This is a genomic window from Ruminococcus sp. AF20-12LB, assembly GCF_003478985.1.
Lineage (GTDB): Bacteria > Bacillota > Clostridia > Lachnospirales > Lachnospiraceae > Blautia_A.
Genome location: NZ_QUGH01000013.1, coordinates 85,284 through 103,481, shown reverse-complemented (window position 1 = coordinate 103,481; position 18,198 = coordinate 85,284). Strand labels below are relative to the sequence as shown.

General features: G+C 47.5%; 18 protein-coding genes. 4 read left to right on the top strand and 14 right to left on the bottom strand.

Going from position 1 to position 18,198, the window contains the following annotated elements; genetic code table 11:
• From DWX61_RS15335 to DWX61_RS15315, 5 genes are all read right to left on the bottom strand, one after another.
• The coding region (locus DWX61_RS15335; RefSeq protein ID WP_147419633.1) for an ABC transporter permease at nucleotides 1-671 on the bottom strand (671 nt) is incomplete at its 3' end.
• Complete coding sequence (locus DWX61_RS15330; RefSeq protein WP_118514331.1) at nucleotides 664-1,590, bottom strand: ABC transporter ATP-binding protein; 927 nt, start codon at nucleotides 1,588-1,590, stop codon at nucleotides 664-666. The genes DWX61_RS15330 and DWX61_RS15335, both read right to left, overlap by 8 nt.
• A 135-nt stretch (nucleotides 1,591-1,725) precedes the next feature.
• Nucleotides 1,726-2,643, bottom strand: coding sequence for a sensor histidine kinase (locus tag DWX61_RS15325; RefSeq protein WP_118514329.1), 918 nt, complete (start codon nucleotides 2,641-2,643; stop codon nucleotides 1,726-1,728).
• Nucleotides 2,644-2,648: 5 nt separating this feature from the next.
• Nucleotides 2,649-3,341, bottom strand: a complete 693-nt coding sequence (locus DWX61_RS15320; protein ID WP_055179764.1) for a response regulator transcription factor — start codon at nucleotides 3,339-3,341, stop codon at nucleotides 2,649-2,651.
• Entirely contained in the window at nucleotides 3,334-3,522 is a 189-nt protein-coding gene (locus DWX61_RS15315; protein ID WP_118514327.1) for a helix-turn-helix domain-containing protein, read from the bottom strand. The genes DWX61_RS15320 and DWX61_RS15315 overlap by 8 nt, the downstream gene beginning before the upstream one ends.
• 265 nt (nucleotides 3,523-3,787) lie before the next feature.
• Between DWX61_RS15315 and DWX61_RS15310 the strand changes: the two genes are divergently transcribed.
• Both DWX61_RS15310 and DWX61_RS15305 read left to right on the top strand, forming a co-directional pair.
• Entirely contained in the window at nucleotides 3,788-4,042 is a 255-nt protein-coding gene (locus DWX61_RS15310; protein ID WP_055179750.1) for a hypothetical protein, read from the top strand.
• A 3-nt stretch (nucleotides 4,043-4,045) separates the two neighbouring features.
• Nucleotides 4,046-5,095: a recombinase family protein gene (locus tag DWX61_RS15305; protein WP_330590868.1), complete on the top strand. Its 1,050-nt coding sequence runs from the start codon at nucleotides 4,046-4,048 to the stop codon at nucleotides 5,093-5,095.
• A 5-nt stretch (nucleotides 5,096-5,100) separates the two neighbouring features.
• Here the strand turns inward: DWX61_RS15305 and DWX61_RS15300 are convergent, their stop codons facing one another.
• The 6 genes from DWX61_RS15300 to tgt form a co-directional block, all read right to left on the bottom strand.
• Nucleotides 5,101-5,901 (bottom strand): TPM domain-containing protein, encoded by an 801-nt coding sequence (locus DWX61_RS15300; RefSeq protein WP_118514325.1) that lies wholly within the window; start codon nucleotides 5,899-5,901, stop codon nucleotides 5,101-5,103.
• Between the two features lie 13 nt (nucleotides 5,902-5,914).
• Entirely contained in the window at nucleotides 5,915-7,000 is a 1,086-nt protein-coding gene (locus DWX61_RS15295) for a TFIIB-type zinc ribbon-containing protein (protein ID WP_118626177.1), read from the bottom strand.
• Between the two features lie 84 nt (nucleotides 7,001-7,084).
• The gene (locus DWX61_RS15290; protein WP_118626175.1) at nucleotides 7,085-8,440 is read right to left on the bottom strand and encodes an SPFH domain-containing protein; all 1,356 of its coding nucleotides are present in this window, start codon (nucleotides 8,438-8,440) and stop codon (nucleotides 7,085-7,087) included.
• A gap of 144 nt (nucleotides 8,441-8,584) precedes the next feature.
• Nucleotides 8,585-8,740, bottom strand: a complete 156-nt coding sequence (locus tag DWX61_RS19005; protein ID WP_207664994.1) for a hypothetical protein — start codon at nucleotides 8,738-8,740, stop codon at nucleotides 8,585-8,587.
• 395 nt (nucleotides 8,741-9,135) lie between these two features.
• A complete protein-coding gene (yajC, locus tag DWX61_RS15275) occupies nucleotides 9,136-9,450 on the bottom strand; it encodes a preprotein translocase subunit YajC (RefSeq protein WP_015527154.1) in 315 nt (104 codons plus the stop codon).
• 157 nt (nucleotides 9,451-9,607) lie between these two features.
• A complete protein-coding gene (tgt, locus tag DWX61_RS15270; RefSeq protein WP_110103202.1) occupies nucleotides 9,608-10,759 on the bottom strand; it encodes a tRNA guanosine(34) transglycosylase Tgt in 1,152 nt (383 codons plus the stop codon).
• Between the two features lie 302 nt (nucleotides 10,760-11,061).
• Between tgt and DWX61_RS15265 the strand changes: the two genes are divergently transcribed.
• Nucleotides 11,062-15,303, top strand: coding sequence for a 2-hydroxyacyl-CoA dehydratase (locus DWX61_RS15265; RefSeq protein ID WP_118626173.1), 4,242 nt, complete (start codon nucleotides 11,062-11,064; stop codon nucleotides 15,301-15,303).
• A gap of 136 nt (nucleotides 15,304-15,439) precedes the next feature.
• Here DWX61_RS15265 and DWX61_RS15260 read toward each other — a convergent pair whose 3' ends face one another.
• Genes DWX61_RS15260 through DWX61_RS15250 form a run of 3 tightly spaced genes read right to left on the bottom strand, consistent with a single transcriptional unit; the run spans nucleotide 15,440 to nucleotide 16,590 of the window.
• Nucleotides 15,440-16,063 (bottom strand): manganese catalase family protein, encoded by a 624-nt coding sequence (locus DWX61_RS15260; RefSeq protein ID WP_015527157.1) that lies wholly within the window; start codon nucleotides 16,061-16,063, stop codon nucleotides 15,440-15,442.
• Between the two features lie 3 nt (nucleotides 16,064-16,066).
• The gene (locus tag DWX61_RS15255; RefSeq protein WP_022426053.1) at nucleotides 16,067-16,348 is read right to left on the bottom strand and encodes a spore coat protein CotJB; all 282 of its coding nucleotides are present in this window, start codon (nucleotides 16,346-16,348) and stop codon (nucleotides 16,067-16,069) included.
• Complete coding sequence (locus DWX61_RS15250) at nucleotides 16,345-16,590, bottom strand: spore coat associated protein CotJA (RefSeq protein WP_110103204.1); 246 nt, start codon at nucleotides 16,588-16,590, stop codon at nucleotides 16,345-16,347. Before DWX61_RS15250 ends, DWX61_RS15255 begins: the two co-directional genes overlap by 4 nt.
• A gap of 243 nt (nucleotides 16,591-16,833) precedes the next feature.
• On the opposite strand from DWX61_RS15250, the gene trkA reads away from it, so the two are divergent.
• A complete protein-coding gene (gene trkA, locus DWX61_RS15245; protein ID WP_118626171.1) occupies nucleotides 16,834-18,192 on the top strand; it encodes a Trk system potassium transporter TrkA in 1,359 nt (452 codons plus the stop codon).
• The last annotated feature ends 6 nt before the right edge of the window (nucleotides 18,193-18,198 follow it).

The window sequence follows — 18,198 nt, the reverse complement described above, 5'->3', positions numbered from 1 at the left end:
AAGTCCATTTTTATTCCATGAGCCGCCATATCTCCCGCACTCCAAAATGTAGTCAGTGGCGTGGGCAGAAGCCATAACATAGTTTTAGGCAGTGTGTCAAACAATGCCGTAGCACTCATGTTCAGAACGCTGTAAAAGACACACAGCAAAATGGAAAAAACATAGGTCTTACTGAAAAAGACAACAAGGACAATCAACGGGAGTGTTCCTGCCGTAATGAAGATCCCCGTTTCAACCGCCAAAAACAGCTTATAACCAATTCCATAAACTTCTAATGTTCCAAATCCGCAAAGAATTGTTGCAATGGTAGAAGCCACGCAAAAAACAATTCCAAAGATAAAAAGGACAATAATCTTTGCAAGTACCATTTGCGTGCTGGTTACGGGAATTGTACGCAGATTTTTGAATGTATCGTTGTCGCGTTCCATAAAAAACAGAATAGCGGCAATCACTCCGATAATGCAGGGCAGTAAAAACTGGATACCATATCCCAACACCATGTTAAATAGTCCATCGAAAGCATCTGCCCGATCCGTATATTGCTCCATCATAGAGGGCGTTGTCATCAGATAAGTCAGCGGGATTGGAAACAGGAACGCAGCCAGAATAATCAGCGGGATAAATTTCTTCCGTTTCAATTTCAAAAATTCGCATTTGATTAGTTTAAGCAATTCCTTCGCCCCCTGTCACACGCTTGAAGTAATCTTCAAGGCTTTCTTCACAGGTGTGTGCCTCTGATACCTCCAATCCGTTTTCCACAAAGGCAGTTACAATTTTCCCAACAGGCAGATCAAGGTTGTGCAGGCGCAGATTGTGGTCGTCCTGTATAGAAAAATGGTTTTCATGGAAATTGCGTTCCAAAATCCTTGCCGCCTGTGCAGTATCAGAGAGCGTAAAACGAATCTGCTTACTGCTTTTTTGCTCCAACGCGGCAAGGCTTTCTTCTTCCAGTAATGCGCCGTGGTCGATAATTCCAATATCGTCAGCCAGCAAGGAAATCTCCGAAAGAATGTGACTGGAAATCAGAATCGTTTTTCCTCTTGCGTCGCAAAGCTCCCGAATAAAGGAGCGTACCTCCGCAATACCGATGGGATCAAGACCGTTGATCGGCTCATCCAAAATCAAAAGTTCCGGATCGTGCATCACGGCAAGGGCGATGGCAAGCCGCTGCTTCATACCAAGAGAATACTGAGAAAAGAGCTTTTTATCTTTGTAGGGCAGTCCTACCAGATCCAGAGCGTCTTTGATGGCATGATTGTTTGGTACGCCCCGTAGGGTAGCAAAGATACGCAGGTTCTCCGTACCGGTCAGATTGGGATAAAAACCAGGGGACTCAATTAGGCTGCCGATACGGGGCAACAATTTCTTTTCATTCCCCTGCAAAGATTTCCCCCAGATTTTGACCTCCCCGGAAGTCGGCTTCGTTAAGCCCAACAGCATTTTCATGGTTGTGGTTTTTCCGGCTCCGTTTCTGCCCAACAGACCATAAATTCTCCCACGCTTCACATGGATATTTAGGTCAGCCACACTCTTTTGTGAGCCGTATTGCTTCGTCAGATTTTTTGTTTCAATGATGTAATTTGTATCCATATTCAAAACCTCCTGTTCTGTAAGGGTATTCTATCACGCCAACCTTGCATTAACCTTGCCGCAACCTTGCATTAACCTTGCAATTTGAAATCCGGCAAAATGACAAAGGTTCCCGCCATAAAGACGGGAACCCGCTTAACTCTCCAAAGGAAAAAGCAACATAAATTCAGTTCCTTTTCCCGGCAAACTTTCAACTGTTATACTTCCACCCATCTTTTCTACAAGCTGATGGACAATAGAAAGACCAAGTCCGCTGCCTTTTTCAGAGCGTCCTTTATCACACTTATAAAGCCGTTCAAATATGTGTTTCAAATCTTCTTTCTCAATTCCCACTCCATTATCCGCCAGCAGCAGCTCCATGTTATTTTCCTTCTTCGATAGGGAAATTTTGATTTTGTCCGCATGGCTGTGAGCGATTACATTTTGAATAAGGTTATTGATGATCCTCATATAGCTATCCATATCCAATCTTACCCGGACAGGCTGTTCAGGAATATCAATGTCATAATCAACCTGTTTATCCTCAAAAATCGGTATCCAGTCAATCAGGATATTTCTTGTCAGCTCTGCGGCCTCAACGCTCTGGATTTCTAAAGCAAACTCGTTAGAATTTAACTTGAACCAGTCAAAGAGCACATCAATATATTCTTTCAGATCATGGGCTTTCCGTCGGGCGGTTTCAATATAATCATCCCGGTCTTTTCCTGTGACCAGTCCTTTGTGTGCAGCGTCAAGATACCCAAGCAGAGTAGTAAGGGGCGTTCGCACGTCATGGGAAAGGCTCGTCATAAGCTGGCGGTTGGTTTCTTCTGTCTGCCGTACAGTTGAAAGTCTGCTTTCATAGGCCACAACGATCTCATTGATTTCATAGGCAAGAGGTGCTGTCAGTTCATTTGTTGCAGACAGAATACGCCGGTTGCCATTTCCGTTTTTCACATCAACCAGCACATCGGTCATTTCTGCTATTTGGTTTTTTACGCGTCGAACGAGAACGATGGAGGTCAGCACAGCCAAAACAGCAATCACAATGGACAAGAAAACGATGATTTCCATGCTGGCTACACCTCCTTATTAAACCGGTAGCCAATCCCTTTGACCGTTTGTATATATTTTGGGCTTGAAGGATTGACTTCTAATTTTTTACGAAGCCGACTGATAATCGCCATAATGTTACTGTCGTCATAGAAATATTCTTCGCCCCAAACTTCCTCATAAATCTGCTGTTTGGTCAAAATTTTTCCTTGATGCTTTGCACAGTACAGGAGCAGATCAAATTCCTTTGGTGGAAGTTCAAAAGTGCCGTTTTCCGTCGTAACAGAACGGTTTTCAAGGTCAATTTGCAATCCATCAAAATCCAGTTTTTGCACAGCTCCGGCTTGATGATTAAAACGGGTGTAGCGGCGAATGAGGGACGCAATACGGGCAATCAGTTCGTCCATATCAAACGGTTTTGTCAGATAATCGTCCGCCCCGGCCCGTAAGCCTCGCACTTTAGAAATGCTGTCATTTTTGGATGTAAACATCAAAATCGGCAGGCTGTTCTCTTTACGGATTTCTTCCAGCGTTTCAAATCCATCCATACCGGGCATCATCACATCCAGCACTACAAGCTGATACTCCTGCTCTTTTAATTTCTGCAAGCCCTCTTTTCCGGTATTACAAAAATCAGCTTCAATATTTTCTGATAGCACACTGCGTTTAATCAAAGCGCACAGTTCTCTGTCATCATCTATAATCAAAATTTTATTCATGGCACAGTTCTCTCCCTTGTTTTGTCCGACTATCAAGCGGCTTCTCCGCAGTTTTAGGGAGCAGCCAAACACCGGCCATCTTCACAGCGCCGGAGATACGCCCACCGGCACAATAATAATTTACCCTACGAGGTGTCACGCCCCATTTTTCGCTTGCCTCTTTGACTGTTATGTAATCCATGTCTGCACCTCCGATAATAGTATTATAGTTCTTACAAAAGAACGATACAAGAAACGGAATGTAAAATTAAAAGTTTTCATTTTGCGGGCAGATTCCGTCCTTTCCAGCGTTATATTGGCGAAGCAAAAAAACAAGGGTTTGGGAAGTTCCCAACAGGCAAAAATCTCCGCTCCGGCAGCAGGCCGGAAACGGAGATTTTGTGGGAGTGTGGCTACACTCCCTATGCTTGCTCTGTTGTGGCTTTCCCGGAAAGGACGGGAATGGAATGGAACAGAAGCCAAAAGTACAAGAGAACGATTATCTCCCGAAAAGAGGAAATCCGCTGCAAGAAACTATCTGCTACAAGATCGGCGGGACGGTCTTTGAAATCGAAACTTCCTGCGGCGGAACGGAAGCGCTCTATGACAAAATGGTGCGGCTCATCCGCTCGGAAACCATCACAGATGCTGACAAAGACCACAAAGCACGGTATAATAAGGACAGCAACCTGTTTGTCGGGCGTTCATTACAGGAGGAATGAACCATGACAGCAAACACAAACTATCCCGACAACATCACCGCTTTATACGCCCGCCTGTCCCAAGAGGATGCGCTGGACGGCGAGAGCAACAGCATTGCCAATCAGAAGAAAATCCTGCTCAAATACGCAACGGACAATCATTTTTCCAATCCCACATTTTTCATTGATGACGGCGTTTCCGGTGTAACTTTCGATAGACCCGGTTGGAATGAGATGATACGCCTTGCAGAAGCGGGGAAAGTCCAGACCGTTATTGTCAAAGATATGTCCCGCATGGGACGGGATTACCTGAAAGTGGGCTACTATACCGAGAGTTTCTTTGCGGAACGTGATATTCGATATATCGCCATCAATGACGGTGTGGACAGCGACAAGGGGGACAACGATTTTACCCCTTTTCGCAATCTGTTCAACGATTTCTACGCGCGTGATACCAGCAAGAAAATCCGTACCGTCATGCGTGCCAAAGGAAACGCTGGGGAACACCTCTGCACCAACCCGCCCTACGGGTATATGAAAGACCCAGCGGACAAAAAGAAGTGGATTGTGGACGAGGAAGCTGCCGAGATCGTCAAGCGTATTTTTGACCTGTGCATTGCGGGAAAAGGCCCCATGCAGATTGCCAAGTTGCTGACTGCCGAACACATCCTGACTGTCAAGGCACATTATGCCCAGCGTGCCGGAAAACCGCTGCCTGAAAAACCATATCACTGGGACCCGAAATCTGTGGCGGGGATCTTGGAACGGCCAGAGTACACCGGTTGCACGGTGAACTTCAAGACCTATTCCAAGTCCCACAAACTGAAAAAGCGACTGTATAACGTCCCGGAAAACCAGCGGATTTTCCCCAATACACAGCCTGCCATTATTGATGAACAAGTCTTTGTGCGGGTACAAGAATTGCGGGAGAACAAGCGCCGTCCGGCCAAGCAAGCTGAACGGCATGACCTTTCAGCCATGCCGTCCTGCGACAATCAAATTACTTCCTTATGGGGGCGCGCCTTTCCGGTACAGCAGTCTTTCTTTTTTATCATATTCTATTTTTTCTGTTAATCTTCTCAGAATTTCCCGCTGGAACCACCGAAGGTATCACCGGAAGATGATGTATGGGTGCTGGAACCACCGTTACTATCCTCATTTTTCGGTTTTGCGGATTTTGATACTGTACTGTAGAGGTAAAAATCATTACTTCTGGTCACCTCCATACTGCCCTGCCGCACATAAGAAGCCGCCCGATCCTGTTTTCGCACAGTTTTCAGCTTTCTTCTCATATTTCCGGTCACCAGTAATCCTGCTACAAGCCCCACTGCAAGAGCGATCAGCAGATTTACCCCCACATCAAAAGGCTCCTTCGGAAGATTTTCCACATCGTATGGCTCTGCCTCATTTGCCTGTGTGATAAAATCGTCGCATTCAGTGGCAAACTTATGAAACGCTTCGTTATAATCACCGTCACTTAAATAAGGCTTCACCTGATCCATGATGTAGGACTGTCCGGCATCAGTAAACACTTCTATAGCATATCCGTGTGTTGCAATAGCCCAGTTACGGTCTCCCATGTCCAACAGGAATAAAATACCGTCACCATTTTCCCCCTGTCCATATCCACGGTCAATAAAATAATCCTCAGCATACGCCTGGGCTGTTTTTCCCTCAAGACTGTTAACGGTAACGATCACAACATCTACCTGTTCCCGCTCACTGATCTCATCCAGAGTACTGCTCAGGCTCTCCTTCTGCTCTGCATCCAGAAGTCCCGCCTGGTCATCCAGACGGCTTACGGTGCCTGCCCATACCGGAAAAGCGCATGCCAGACACAAAAGGATTGATATCAAAAATACGGATATTCTTTTTTTCATGGCATCCACCTCCCTACAAAACCCAGATCAGATACAGGATAATATAAGCGATCACACCCACGACCCCCGTTGTTCCCAGGAACCATCGTGCAAAAGCGTTCTTGTCTGTAGGCAGATTTCCCACAAATTTCCCTGTCTGACCATTCATGGCAAATATGTAATTATTGCCCTTCCACTTCGTCTGCAGGATCCATACGGGATATAACGCATATTTCGTTGTCCCGTTATGAAGCCGGATACTGGTATTCTCCGGTACCACACTGGCGTATCCTCTCACCGTATCCCGGAATGCAGCCTCTGTGCTGCGGCGGATACGCTCATTGGCACGTTCCTCACACTCACTCGCTGTCACATCATATTTATCTGCAAAATATCCGGCCAGATACGCAGTCTGAAAATCCACCGCTTCTTTGAAATCAAAAGGCTCTATAGACTCCATCAGATCATTTTCCATGCTTGCAGAGCCATCCACCGGTACATGATCAAAACCAAGAGAACCACTTCTGTGCACTGCATAATAGCTGGTCTCCGTATAATCATAATCACTATCGCTCCAGAACCGGGTTTTTGTTGCACGATAACGGATATCTGCGTCTGCGTCTGTGTCATACAGCCAGAACGGAACATAGATACCCTTAACCTCGCTGATATGATTCTCTGACTTAAACGCTTTCGGCAGAAGCCGCTTACCGGTAAGATGCTTTTTCAGTTTCTCCTTTGCCGCTTTCTTGTCCAGCTTAAACGGGATCACATAATCAGGCTTCAGTGCACCGGACAGCTGCCCGGTCATTACCACCGGACTTCCGCAAAACGGGCAGGCCGTTGCTGCCGTATTGGCATCTCCCACGATCTCGCCGCCACAGGACTTGCACACATAGGTACGCAGACCCTCACTCTCCCCGTCCTGCCACTCACTGCCAGCCTCATCCGACCAGCTCATATCCTCAGGCTGCTCTTCCTCCACAGTCTGGGCATATTCCGATAACGTGCCAACATCAAACTCCGTATCACAAAACGGACACTTCATCTTCTGCACAGAACTGTCAAACTCTATGGAGCCACCACAGCACGGACACTTAAACTCCTGCATCTTCGCCATATATTCACCTCACTTCATCATTCTGTATCCAACAAACGGCAGGAGTTATCCTGCATTTTGCTCCTGACCATCTCTCTTTCCGATTTATACTGCATCCTCCGGTCCGAACGGATCACCGCATTCCGGGCAGAATTTCGGCGGATTCTCCGGATCTTCCGGTTTCCATCCGCACCTGCTGCAGCGATACTGCATCTTCTTCTCCGGCTTCTTCGCTCCGCAGTTCATACAGAACTTTCCTTTATTCACCGTACCGCAGGAACAGGTCCAGCTGTCCTCCACCGGACGCGATGCACCACACTCCGGACAGAATTTTCCCGAAGAAACCGCACCACAGCTGCAGATCCAGGAACCAGCCGCAGCCCCTGCTCCGTTCCCTGCCGGCGAAACCGGCTGCGTTGCCTGCTGCTGTACGCTCTGCTGCTGCGTCTGCTGCTTCTGGCCCATCTCAAACAACTGCTGAGCATTCAGGCCACCTGCATTAGCAGCCATCCCCATGCCCATAAAGCCAGTCATAGCTCCTGCTGAATTAGAAGCCGCAGCCTTCATAGCATCCGCCTGGGCCCCGGTCAAAGTAGCCGCAGCCATAGCAGGATCACGCATCATAGCCGTACGCTGAGCCTGCTTGATCATCTCGGCATCCTCATCCGGCAATGTCACAGAACCAAGCGCCACACTGACCACCTTAAGCCCACGAAGCTCCTCCCACTTGGCAGAAAGTACCTCATTCATGGCATTCTCCAGCTCCGTATTATGAGTCACGATCTGATTCGGACGCATCTCCAGCTCCGAAAGCCTTCCGAAAGCAGGCTGCAGCGCACTGATAAACTCCGCCTTCAGCTGTCCGTCCAGCTCCTCCCTGGTATACTCCCGCTCCACATTCCCACACACATTTGTATAAAAAAGAAGGGGATCTGCGATCCTGTAGGAATAAACACCATGACATCTCACAGCCACATCCACATCCAGCCCGATCCTGGAATCCACAACCCGGAACGGGATCGGATTAGCAGTACCAAACTTGTTATCCACAAGCTCTTTGGTATTAAAATAATACACCCTCTGATCCTTACCCGTATCACCGCCAAAAGCAAACCTCTTCCCGATCGTATCAAAGGTCTTCCTGATTCCGTCACCCAGACTGCCTGAAAAAATACTCGGCTCCGTAGAAGCATCATACGTATACTCTCCCGGATCCGCGCAAACCTCAACAACCTTCCCCTGCTCCACGATCATCATACACTGTCCATCCGCCACAGCGATCCCGCTGCCGCTGGAAATAATATTATCACTCCCATGCTTATTGGAAGACCTGGAAGAAGACCTCTTCGTCCCCTTCACAACCATCACTTCTTTATCCATAGCCTCACAGTAAAAAAACTCCTTCCACTGATCCGCCAACGTACCACCCGCTGCACCCACAGCCGCTCTGATAAGACCCATAACTCCAACCCCTTTCTGAAAATTCATTCTTATTTACGATTTTACGATATTCCAAAGCTATCGTCACTCTCATTTCTGATAGTAACATCATTATTACACGAATTTTACCAAAAATCCACTTATTTCTATACAATATTACAATTGTCATATTCCCATCACATCCGCAATTCTAGGCACATCCGCAATCCCAGGCACATCCACAATCCCAGGCACATCCACAATCCCAGGCACATCCACAATCCCAGGCACATCCACAATCCCAGGCTGACAGCGCAGCGCCTCAGCCGTCCCATCACCCAAACCCAAACTCATCCACTGCAGTCGTCCAGCGCAGCGCTGACGACCCACAACCTACCGTCAAACGACACTCCTTTCTCACCGGAAGCACCAGCCGGGGAAGGGGATGCTGGATGGCTCTGCTTCTGCAGGAGGGGAGCTGATTCTTGGACGGCGGGAATCTGCGTTGTTTTTCAAAAGTCCGCTGTCTGAGCGGCAGCAGGCCGCGAGTTCGGACTTTTTAAAAACGCTTTTAGCAGATTTCCGGCGTCCTAGAAGCCAGCCCCCGACGAAGCCGCAGACCAGCCAGCATCCCCTTCCCCGGCGTACCTTCATCCGTCCATACACATACAAAAAAGACACCACGTCACAAAAAAACGCAGTGCCTTTCACATATTCCCGTTATTGCGAAAAAAGCATCAGGCAGAAGCCTGATCAGCCTTCTCAACCTCAGCAATCGCCTGCTTCCTCATAGGAATACGGCAATTCTTATTATTACCAAACTCAACAATAACATCTTCCTCAGTCATATCAATAACAACACCATAAAAACCACTGGTAGTAACAACACTGTCACCAACCTCCATGCTGTTCAACATAGTCTGAGTTCTCTTCTGCTCCTTCTTCTGCGGACGGATCATCATAAAATACATAATTCCAAACAGAACTACGATCCAGACAATACCAAGACCCGCGCTAAGTCCGCCAGCTGCCGCTGTAGATGATGCGATCATTTCAAATTCCTCCTGCTAAAAACAAATAATCTGCGGTACCCCCGCCGTTACTGACCTCTAAAAGTGTCACTTCGTACTATCATACACAAAAACCAAAAAACCTTCAAGGGTTTTCTTATAAAATCAAAGTAATTTACACAAATTTTATAAATAAAACTTACCGGTTCCCGTTGATCCTGCCTTCCTCAAAGCCTTCCAGACGCATCTTCTTATAAGCCGCAAAATTCCCTGCATCCAGCGCATCCCGGATTTCTTCCATCATATGATTATAGAAATACAGATTATGCAGAACACAAAGCCTCATACCAAGCATCTCCTTCGCCTTCAGAAGATGACGGATATACGCTCTGCTGTAATGACGGCAGGTCGGGCACTGGCACTCCTCATCGATCGGTTTGGAATCCAGCTCATACTTTGCATTAAAAAGATTCATCTTGCCATGATTGGTATACACGTGACCATGACGGCCGTTACGGCTGGGATATACACAGTCAAAAAAGTCAATACCACGCTCAACCCCCTCCAGGATATTGGCCGGGGTACCAACCCCCATAAGATACGTCGGCTTGTTCTGTGGCAAATGCGGAACCACCTCATCCAGGATCCGGTACATCTCCTCATGACTTTCACCAACTGCAAGGCCGCCAACTGCATAGCCGTCCAGATCCATCTCCGCGATAGCCTGGGCATGCTCAATACGGATATCTTCATAAACAGCCCCCTGGTTAATACCAAAAAGAAGCTGGTTCTTGTTAATGGTATCCGGCAGACTGTTCAGACGAGCCATCTCATCCTTGCATCTTTTAAGCCAGCGTGTTGTACGCGCTACCGATCTCTGTACATAATCCCTGTCTGCCACACTGCTTGGGCACTCATCAAAGGCCATTGCAATGGTAGAGGCCAGATTTGACTGGATCTGCATGCTCTGCTCCGGTCCCATAAAAATCTTATGACCATCGATATGAGAGTTAAAGTACACGCCCTCTTCCTTGATCTTACGAAGCTTCGCCAGAGAAAACACCTGGAATCCGCCGGAATCGGTAAGGATCGGTCTGTCCCAGTTCATAAATTCATGAAGACCTCCCAGCTGCTTTACCACCTTGTCACCAGGGCGCACATGAAGATGATAGGTATTGGACAGCTCTACCTGTGTACCGATCTCATGAAGATCCACAGTGGAAACTGCGCCTTTAATTGCTGCAATTGTTCCTACATTCATAAAAACAGGAGTCTGGATCGTTCCGTGGACCGTCTTAAACTCGCCCCTTTTCGCTCTTCCTTCTGTTGTGATCAGTTTATATTCTGCCATTTCATTTCCCTTCTAAAAACATTTTAAAGTTGTCTCTGCCCAGCATCTGCGTTACAGGTACAGCCATAACCAGCTGCCGATGCAAATATCTTTCAAAACTTTTAGTCAATATCATAACACATTTTTTTCTTTACGGCTACTGATTGTTAAACTTTTACATTGCCATTTTTTAAACGATATCGTATAATATAGAATATTCGCTTAAAAATCCTTTATAATAAGAAGAAACAACTCCCATCTGACAGAAATGTCAGAGTCGGGAAACCCCTGTATAGATACAACGAGGAGGAAATCAATTTTTTATGAAGAAACACACACTTGGAATTGACATTGGTTCCACCACTGTTAAGATTGCGATCTTAGACGAAAACGATACGCTTATCTTCTCCGACTATGAGAGACATTTTGCAAATATCCAGGAAACCCTTGCAGATCTTCTTCAGAAAGCTGAGGATCAGCTTGGTGAACTGACACTCTGTCCGGTCATTACAGGTTCCGGCGGACTGACACTTGCCAATCATCTGGAAGTACCCTTTGTACAGGAGGTTATCGCCGTATCCACTTCCCTGCAGAAGCTGGCACCAAAGACTGATGTTGCTATCGAGCTTGGAGGCGAGGATGCCAAGATCATCTATTTCGAAAACGGAAATGTAGAGCAGCGTATGAATGGCATCTGTGCCGGCGGTACCGGTTCCTTCATTGACCAGATGGCATCTCTTCTCCAGACCGATGCACCAGGTCTTAATGAATACGCCAAACATTACAAGGCACTTTATCCCATTGCGGCACGCTGCGGTGTTTTCGCAAAAACAGATATCCAGCCGCTGATCAACGACGGCGCAACCAAGGAAGACCTTTCTGCCTCCATTTTCCAGGCAGTTGTCAACCAGACCATTTCCGGTCTTGCCTGCGGTAAACCGATCCGCGGACACGTTGCTTTCCTTGGCGGTCCACTTCACTTCCTTTCTGAGCTGAAGACCGCTTTTATCCGAACCCTGAAGCTGGATGATGAACATATTATCGCACCGGACAACTCTCATCTGTTCGCAGCCATCGGCTCCGCCCTGAATGCAAAGCAGGATGTTACCGTTTCCCTGACTGAACTGAAGGAACGCATGCGGACCACCATCAAGCTGGATTTTGAAGTAGAACGTATGGAGCCGCTTTTTGCCACAGAGGACGACTACCAGGCTTTCCATGACCGTCAGAGTGCCTACAGGGTAAAAACCGGAGAGCTTTCCACCTATAAGGGCAAATGCTTCCTGGGAATCGATGCCGGCTCTACCACAACAAAAACCGCGCTGGTAAGCGAAGACGGAACTCTTCTTTATTCCTTCTACAGCAGTAACAACGGAAACCCGCTGAAAACCACCATCAGCTCCATCAAGGAAATTTACAGCCTTCTCCCGGAAGATGCAGAAATTGCTTTTTCCTGCTCCACCGGTTACGGCGAAGCCCTGATCAAAGCGGCACTTCTTCTTGACGAAGGTGAAGTCGAAACAGTTTCCCATTATTACGCAGCTGCCTTCTTTGATCCTGAAGTAGACTGCATCCTGGATATCGGCGGTCAGGATATGAAATGTATCAAGATCCGTAACCAGACTGTTGACAGTGTACAGCTCAACGAAGCATGTTCCTCAGGCTGCGGTTCTTTTATCGAAACCTTTGCAAAATCTCTGAACTACACAGTACAGGACTTTGCAAAAGCAGCTCTTTTTGCAAAACATCCTATTGATCTCGGAACGCGCTGTACTGTATTTATGAATTCCAAAGTTAAGCAGGCCCAGAAGGAAGGCGCTGAGGTTTCCGATATCTCCGCCGGTCTTGCCTACTCCGTTATCAAAAATGCCCTCTACAAGGTTATCAAGGTTTCCGATGCTTCCGAGCTTGGCAAGCATATCGTTGTACAGGGTGGTACCTTCTATAATGACGCAGTTCTCCGCAGCTTTGAGAAGATTGCCAACTGCCAGGCCATCCGCCCGGATATCGCCGGAATCATGGGTGCCTTCGGTGCTGCTCTGATCGCAAGAGAGCGCTATCAGGAGGGCGAAAAAACCTCCATGCTTTCCATTGATCAGATCAACAGTCTCCAGTACACTACATCCATGGCAAACTGCCGTGGATGTACCAACAACTGCCGTCTGACCATCAACAAATTCTCCGGCGGCCGTAAATACATCAGCGGAAACCGCTGTGAGCGCGGACTTGGAAAAGAAAAGAACAAGGATCATATCCCGAACCTTTTCGATTACAAATATAAGAGGCTCTTTTCCTATGAACCTCTTTCCGCAGATAAGGCTACCCGTGGACAGGTTGGTATCCCCCGTGTTCTGAACATGTTTGAAAATTACCCGTTCTGGTATACCTTCTTTACAGAGCTGAAATACCAGGTGGTGCTTTCTCCCACTTCCACACGTAAGATCTATGAGCTGGGTATTGAGTCCATCCCAAGTGAATCCGAATGCTACCCGGCCAAGCTTGCTCACGGACATGTCACATGGCTGATCCGTAATGGTGTGAAGTTTATCTTCTACCCATGCATCCCTTACGAACGCAACGAGTTCCCGGATGCGGTCAACCATTATAACTGCCCGATCGTTACTTCCTATGCGGAAAACATCAAGAACAATGTGGACGAACTCAGTGATCCGTCCATCACCTTCCGCAACCCGTTCCTGGCATTTACTTCCGAGGATATCCTGACAAACCGCCTTGTGGAAGAATTCCAGGATATTCCTGCCGCCGAGGTCAAAGCCGCTGCCCACAAGGCCTGGGAAGAACTTACGGCCGTACATATGGATATCCAGAAAAAGGGTGAGGAAACCCTGCAGTACCTGAAAGAAACCGGCCGCCGCGGAATCGTTCTTGCAGGCCGTCCATACCATATTGACCCGGAAATCCACCACGGTATCCCGGATATGATCAACAGCTACGGAATCGCCGTATTTACCGAAGACTCTGTTGCACACCTTGGACATCTGGAGCGTCCCATCCGTGTCAACGACCAGTGGATGTATCACTCCCGTCTCTACTCTGCCGCAAATTTTGTAAAAACAAGAGAGGATCTGGATCTGATCCAGCTGAATTCCTTCGGATGCGGACTTGATGCCGTTACCACCGATGAGGTTTATGAGATTCTGGATGGAAGTGACAAGATCTACACCTGCCTGAAGATCGATGAGGTCAACAACCTGGGTGCGGCAAGGATCCGTATCCGTTCCCTGATCGCCGCTATCCGTGCAAAACAGGCGCAGAATAAAAAAAGGAACATCAAGCCGGCTTCCATTGAGAAGATATCCTTTACCAAGCAGATGCGTAAGGAGTACACCATTCTCTGCCCGCAGATGTCTCCATTCCACTTCGGAATCTTTGAGGCTGCTTTTAAGGCATCCGGCTATAACCTGGAAGTCCTCCCCAACGACAACAAACATGCTGTTGATGTGGGCCTTAAATATGTAAACAACGATGCCTGCTATCCATCCCTGATGGTTGTGGGACAGATCATGGATGCCCTTCTTTCCGGCAAATATGACCTGAACAAAACTGCAGTCATCATGTCTCAGACAGGCGGCGGCTGCCGTGCCTCCAACTATATCGCATTCATCCGCCGTGCCTTGAAAAAAGCCGGCATGGAGCAGATTCCGGTTATCTCCCTCAACTTAAGCGGACTGGAGAGCAACCCTGGCTTTAAGCTGACACTGCCGCTGATCAAGCGTATCGTTTACGGTGCCGTATTTGGTGATATCCTGATGAAATGCGTATATCGCATGCGTCCTTACGAACTGGAAAAAGGTATCGTAAACCGCAAGCACAAGATCTGGGAGCAGCGCGTCATTGCCTTCGTAACAGGCAGCAGCGTCAGCCATGGTACCTTCAAAAAAATGTGCCGTGAGATGGTCCATGATTTTGATACGATTCCGATTTCCGATGAGAAAAAGCCTCGCGTTGGTATCGTAGGTGAGATCCTTGTCAAGTTCCTGCCTGCTGCCAACAACCACCTGGCAGATCTTCTGGAGGCAGAAGGGGCTGAACCGGTTGTTCCGGATCTTATCGACTTTATCTGCTACTGCTTCTACAACCAGAATTTCAAGGTTGAAAAGCTTGGATTCAAGAAATCCAAGGCAACCATCGCAAATCTTGGTCTCAGAGCCATCGACTGGCTGAGAAAAACAGCAAATGAAGCCCTGGAGCAGAGCCGCCACTTTACACCGGCCGCAGATATCCGTGATCTTGCAAAAATGGCTGCGCCCATCGTTTCTGCCGGAAATCAGACCGGTGAAGGATGGTTTCTGACCGGAGAGATGATGGAGCTCATCCACGGCGGTGTCCCGAACATCGTCTGCATCCAGCCTTTTGGATGCCTGCCGAACCACATCGTAGGAAAAGGTGTCATCAAGGAAGTTCGCCGTGAGCATCCGGAAGCCAACATTGTTGCCATCGACTACGATCCAGGTGCCAGCGAAGTAAATCAGCTGAACAGGATCAAGCTTATGCTTTCCACAGCACAGAAGAATCTGCATAAAAACGATAAAAAAGACGCATAACAATAAATGCAGGTTACAAATATTTTTTTCCAAAAAAACAAATTCAAAGCTGCACAGCCGCAGGATCCCTGTCGGCTGTGCAGCTCTTTTTATTTCAGATATGATTTCTGTCAGACAGATGTTTTTCTCTGATCCATCATTCTTCACAGGAGGCTTTGCACGGAGCATCAAAGCTCGGGTTAAAGGCATAGAAATTTTTAGCATCCAGCTGCTCCTGCACAGAACGCAATGCTTCACCGAAACGCTGGAAATGAACCACCTCTCTTGCCCGAAGGAAACGTATGGGATCTGCAACTTCCGGGATGTTTTTCACCACCCGGAGGATATTATCGTAGGTGGAGCGTGCCTTCTGTTCTGCTGCCAGATCTTCAAACAGATCCGTGATCGGATCACCCTTACTCTGGAATTCGCAGGCATTAAACGGCACTCCACCTGCTGCCTGCGGCCAGATTCCCACCGTGTGATCAATATAATACGGCCCAAGTCCGCTGTTCTCAATTTCTTCCATCGAGAGATCCTTTGTCAGCTGATGGACAATGGTGGACACGATTTCCAAATGTGCCAGTTCTTCTGTTCCCACATCATTGAGCACAGCCGCGACCATCCGGTTCGGTGCGGTAAAACGCTGGGAAAGATACCGCATGGAAGCTCCTATTTCTCCGTCCGGTCCGCCATACTGGCTGGATATAAACTGTGCCAGCTTTGCATTGGGCGTCTTGATATTTACAGGATACTGGAGTCTTTTTTCATAATTCCACATACCTTATCTGCACCCTCCTTCCTGTTCCCATGGAAACGGCTGTTCCATCCACTGCCATGACTTAAGATTGCTGTCGTTTCCGGTATCAATGGTCAGCGGTCCATAAAACTTTGCATATTTTTCCAGAAGCTCATTTCTTCTGGCTGAAAGCTCACTGTAATATTCAAGAGCCCTTTTTTCTTTTGGATGCGTATCCAGAAAAAGGAGAAGATCGTCAATGGCAAAGCTTACCTGGTCAATAAACTGCAGCAGTTCTTTTTTGGAAGTACAATTTCCGGACATCATCGGCACCCTCCTCTCCTGCCGCAGAACGGCTTGCAAAGCTCTGGGAAGATAGTTCCGACCTGAAGAGCTTTTTTCAGTTCAAAGGTAGGCGCAAATTCCTGATATGGCACATACGCCATTGCAGGAACCTGTTTTGCCATATCAGAAAATGATTGATCCGTCCGGCCTGCCATCCCGCTATTCATCCCACAGGTATACTGATATGGCCGGCAGCCCGAACGATTCATCTGAAATCGGTCCATAATCGAAATCCTTTCATTCATGATCACGCTATATTTTATGACCGTTTTTTAAACTTGTGAAAACGGGAATGTTCACTTTCCTTCACATATATCTGTCTTTCTGCCATTTTTTCTATATATACAGGAAAATATTACTGTTTAAAAATCAGATATACAGTGCTATAATATCCTTGCCTATCTTTACACGGATGGGCGCTTTTACTTATGATTTGTAGCCCTGACCGGCTATTGAAGGAGGAAATTATGCAGGTAATTATTGTAGGCTGCGGAAAAGTCGGTAGAAATCTTGCAGAGCAGCTTCAGGCAGAGGATATTGATATCACTCTTGTCGACGTTATTGCCGACAAGATCAATGATCTCTGCGAAAATATCGACGCCATGGGAATCGTCGGTAATGGTGCCAGCATCAATACTTTAATGGAGGCAGGTGTTGATACTGCAGATATCCTGATCGCAGTTACCGCTTCTGACGAGCTGAACCTTCTCTGCTGTCTGATCGCGCAGAAGGCCAACCACTGTCAGACCATCGCCCGCGTCCGTAACCCCATTTATGAAAAAGAAATCGGATTCATCAAAGAACGTCTTGGTGTTACCATGATCATTAACCCGGAGTTTGCCGCTGCCCAGGAAATTTCACGGCTTCTCCGTTTTCCATCTGCGATCAAGATCGACACCTTTGCACGTGGTCGTGTAGAACTTCTCAAGTTTAAAGTTCTCCCGGAATTCAAGCTGGACGGAATGAGCGTTTCCCAGATCTCAGATGCTTTCCGAAGTGATATTCTGGTCTGCGCGATCGAGAGCCGTGACAATGTATCCATTCCTGGTGGTGATCACATTATACACGACGGAGATATGGTTTCCATTCTGGCCTCTCCGCTTAATGCAGCGGCATTTTTCCGTAAGATCGGTCTTAAGACCAATCAGGTCAAAAACTGTATCATCGTAGGTGGCGGAACCATTTCCTATTATCTTGCCCATGCACTTCTGGATATGAAGATCAGTGTCAAGATCATCGAGCAGAACAAAAACCGCTGTGAGCACTTAAGCGAACTGCTTCCAGATGCGACTATCATCAATGGTGACGGAACGAACCGTTCTCTTCTTCTCGAAGAAGGACTTTCCGAGTCCGAATCCTTTGTCACTCTGACAAATCTGGATGAGGAGAATGTATTTCTTGCTCTCTTTGCCAAAAGCATCTCCGATGCCAAGCTGGTTGCCAAGGTCAACCGTCTGGAATTTGATGATGTCATCGACTCCCTGGATATCGGAAGTGTCATCTACCCGAAAAATATCACTGCTGATTATATCCTGCAGTATGTCCGTGCCACTCAGAACAGCATCGGCAGCAACGTAGAAACCCTTTATCATATTCTGGATGGCAATGCAGAAGCACTGGAATTTGCGATCCGTGAGGAATCTGCCGTAACTTATATCCCTCTTGCAGAGCTGAATCTCCGCAAGAATCTTCTGGTGGGATGCCTGAACCGCAACGGCCGCATCCGCATTCCCCGTGGTCAGGATACCATTCAGGTAGGCGACACGGTCATCATTGTAACCACTCACAAAGGCCTCCGTGACATCACAGACATACTTGCAAAATAGAGGTAC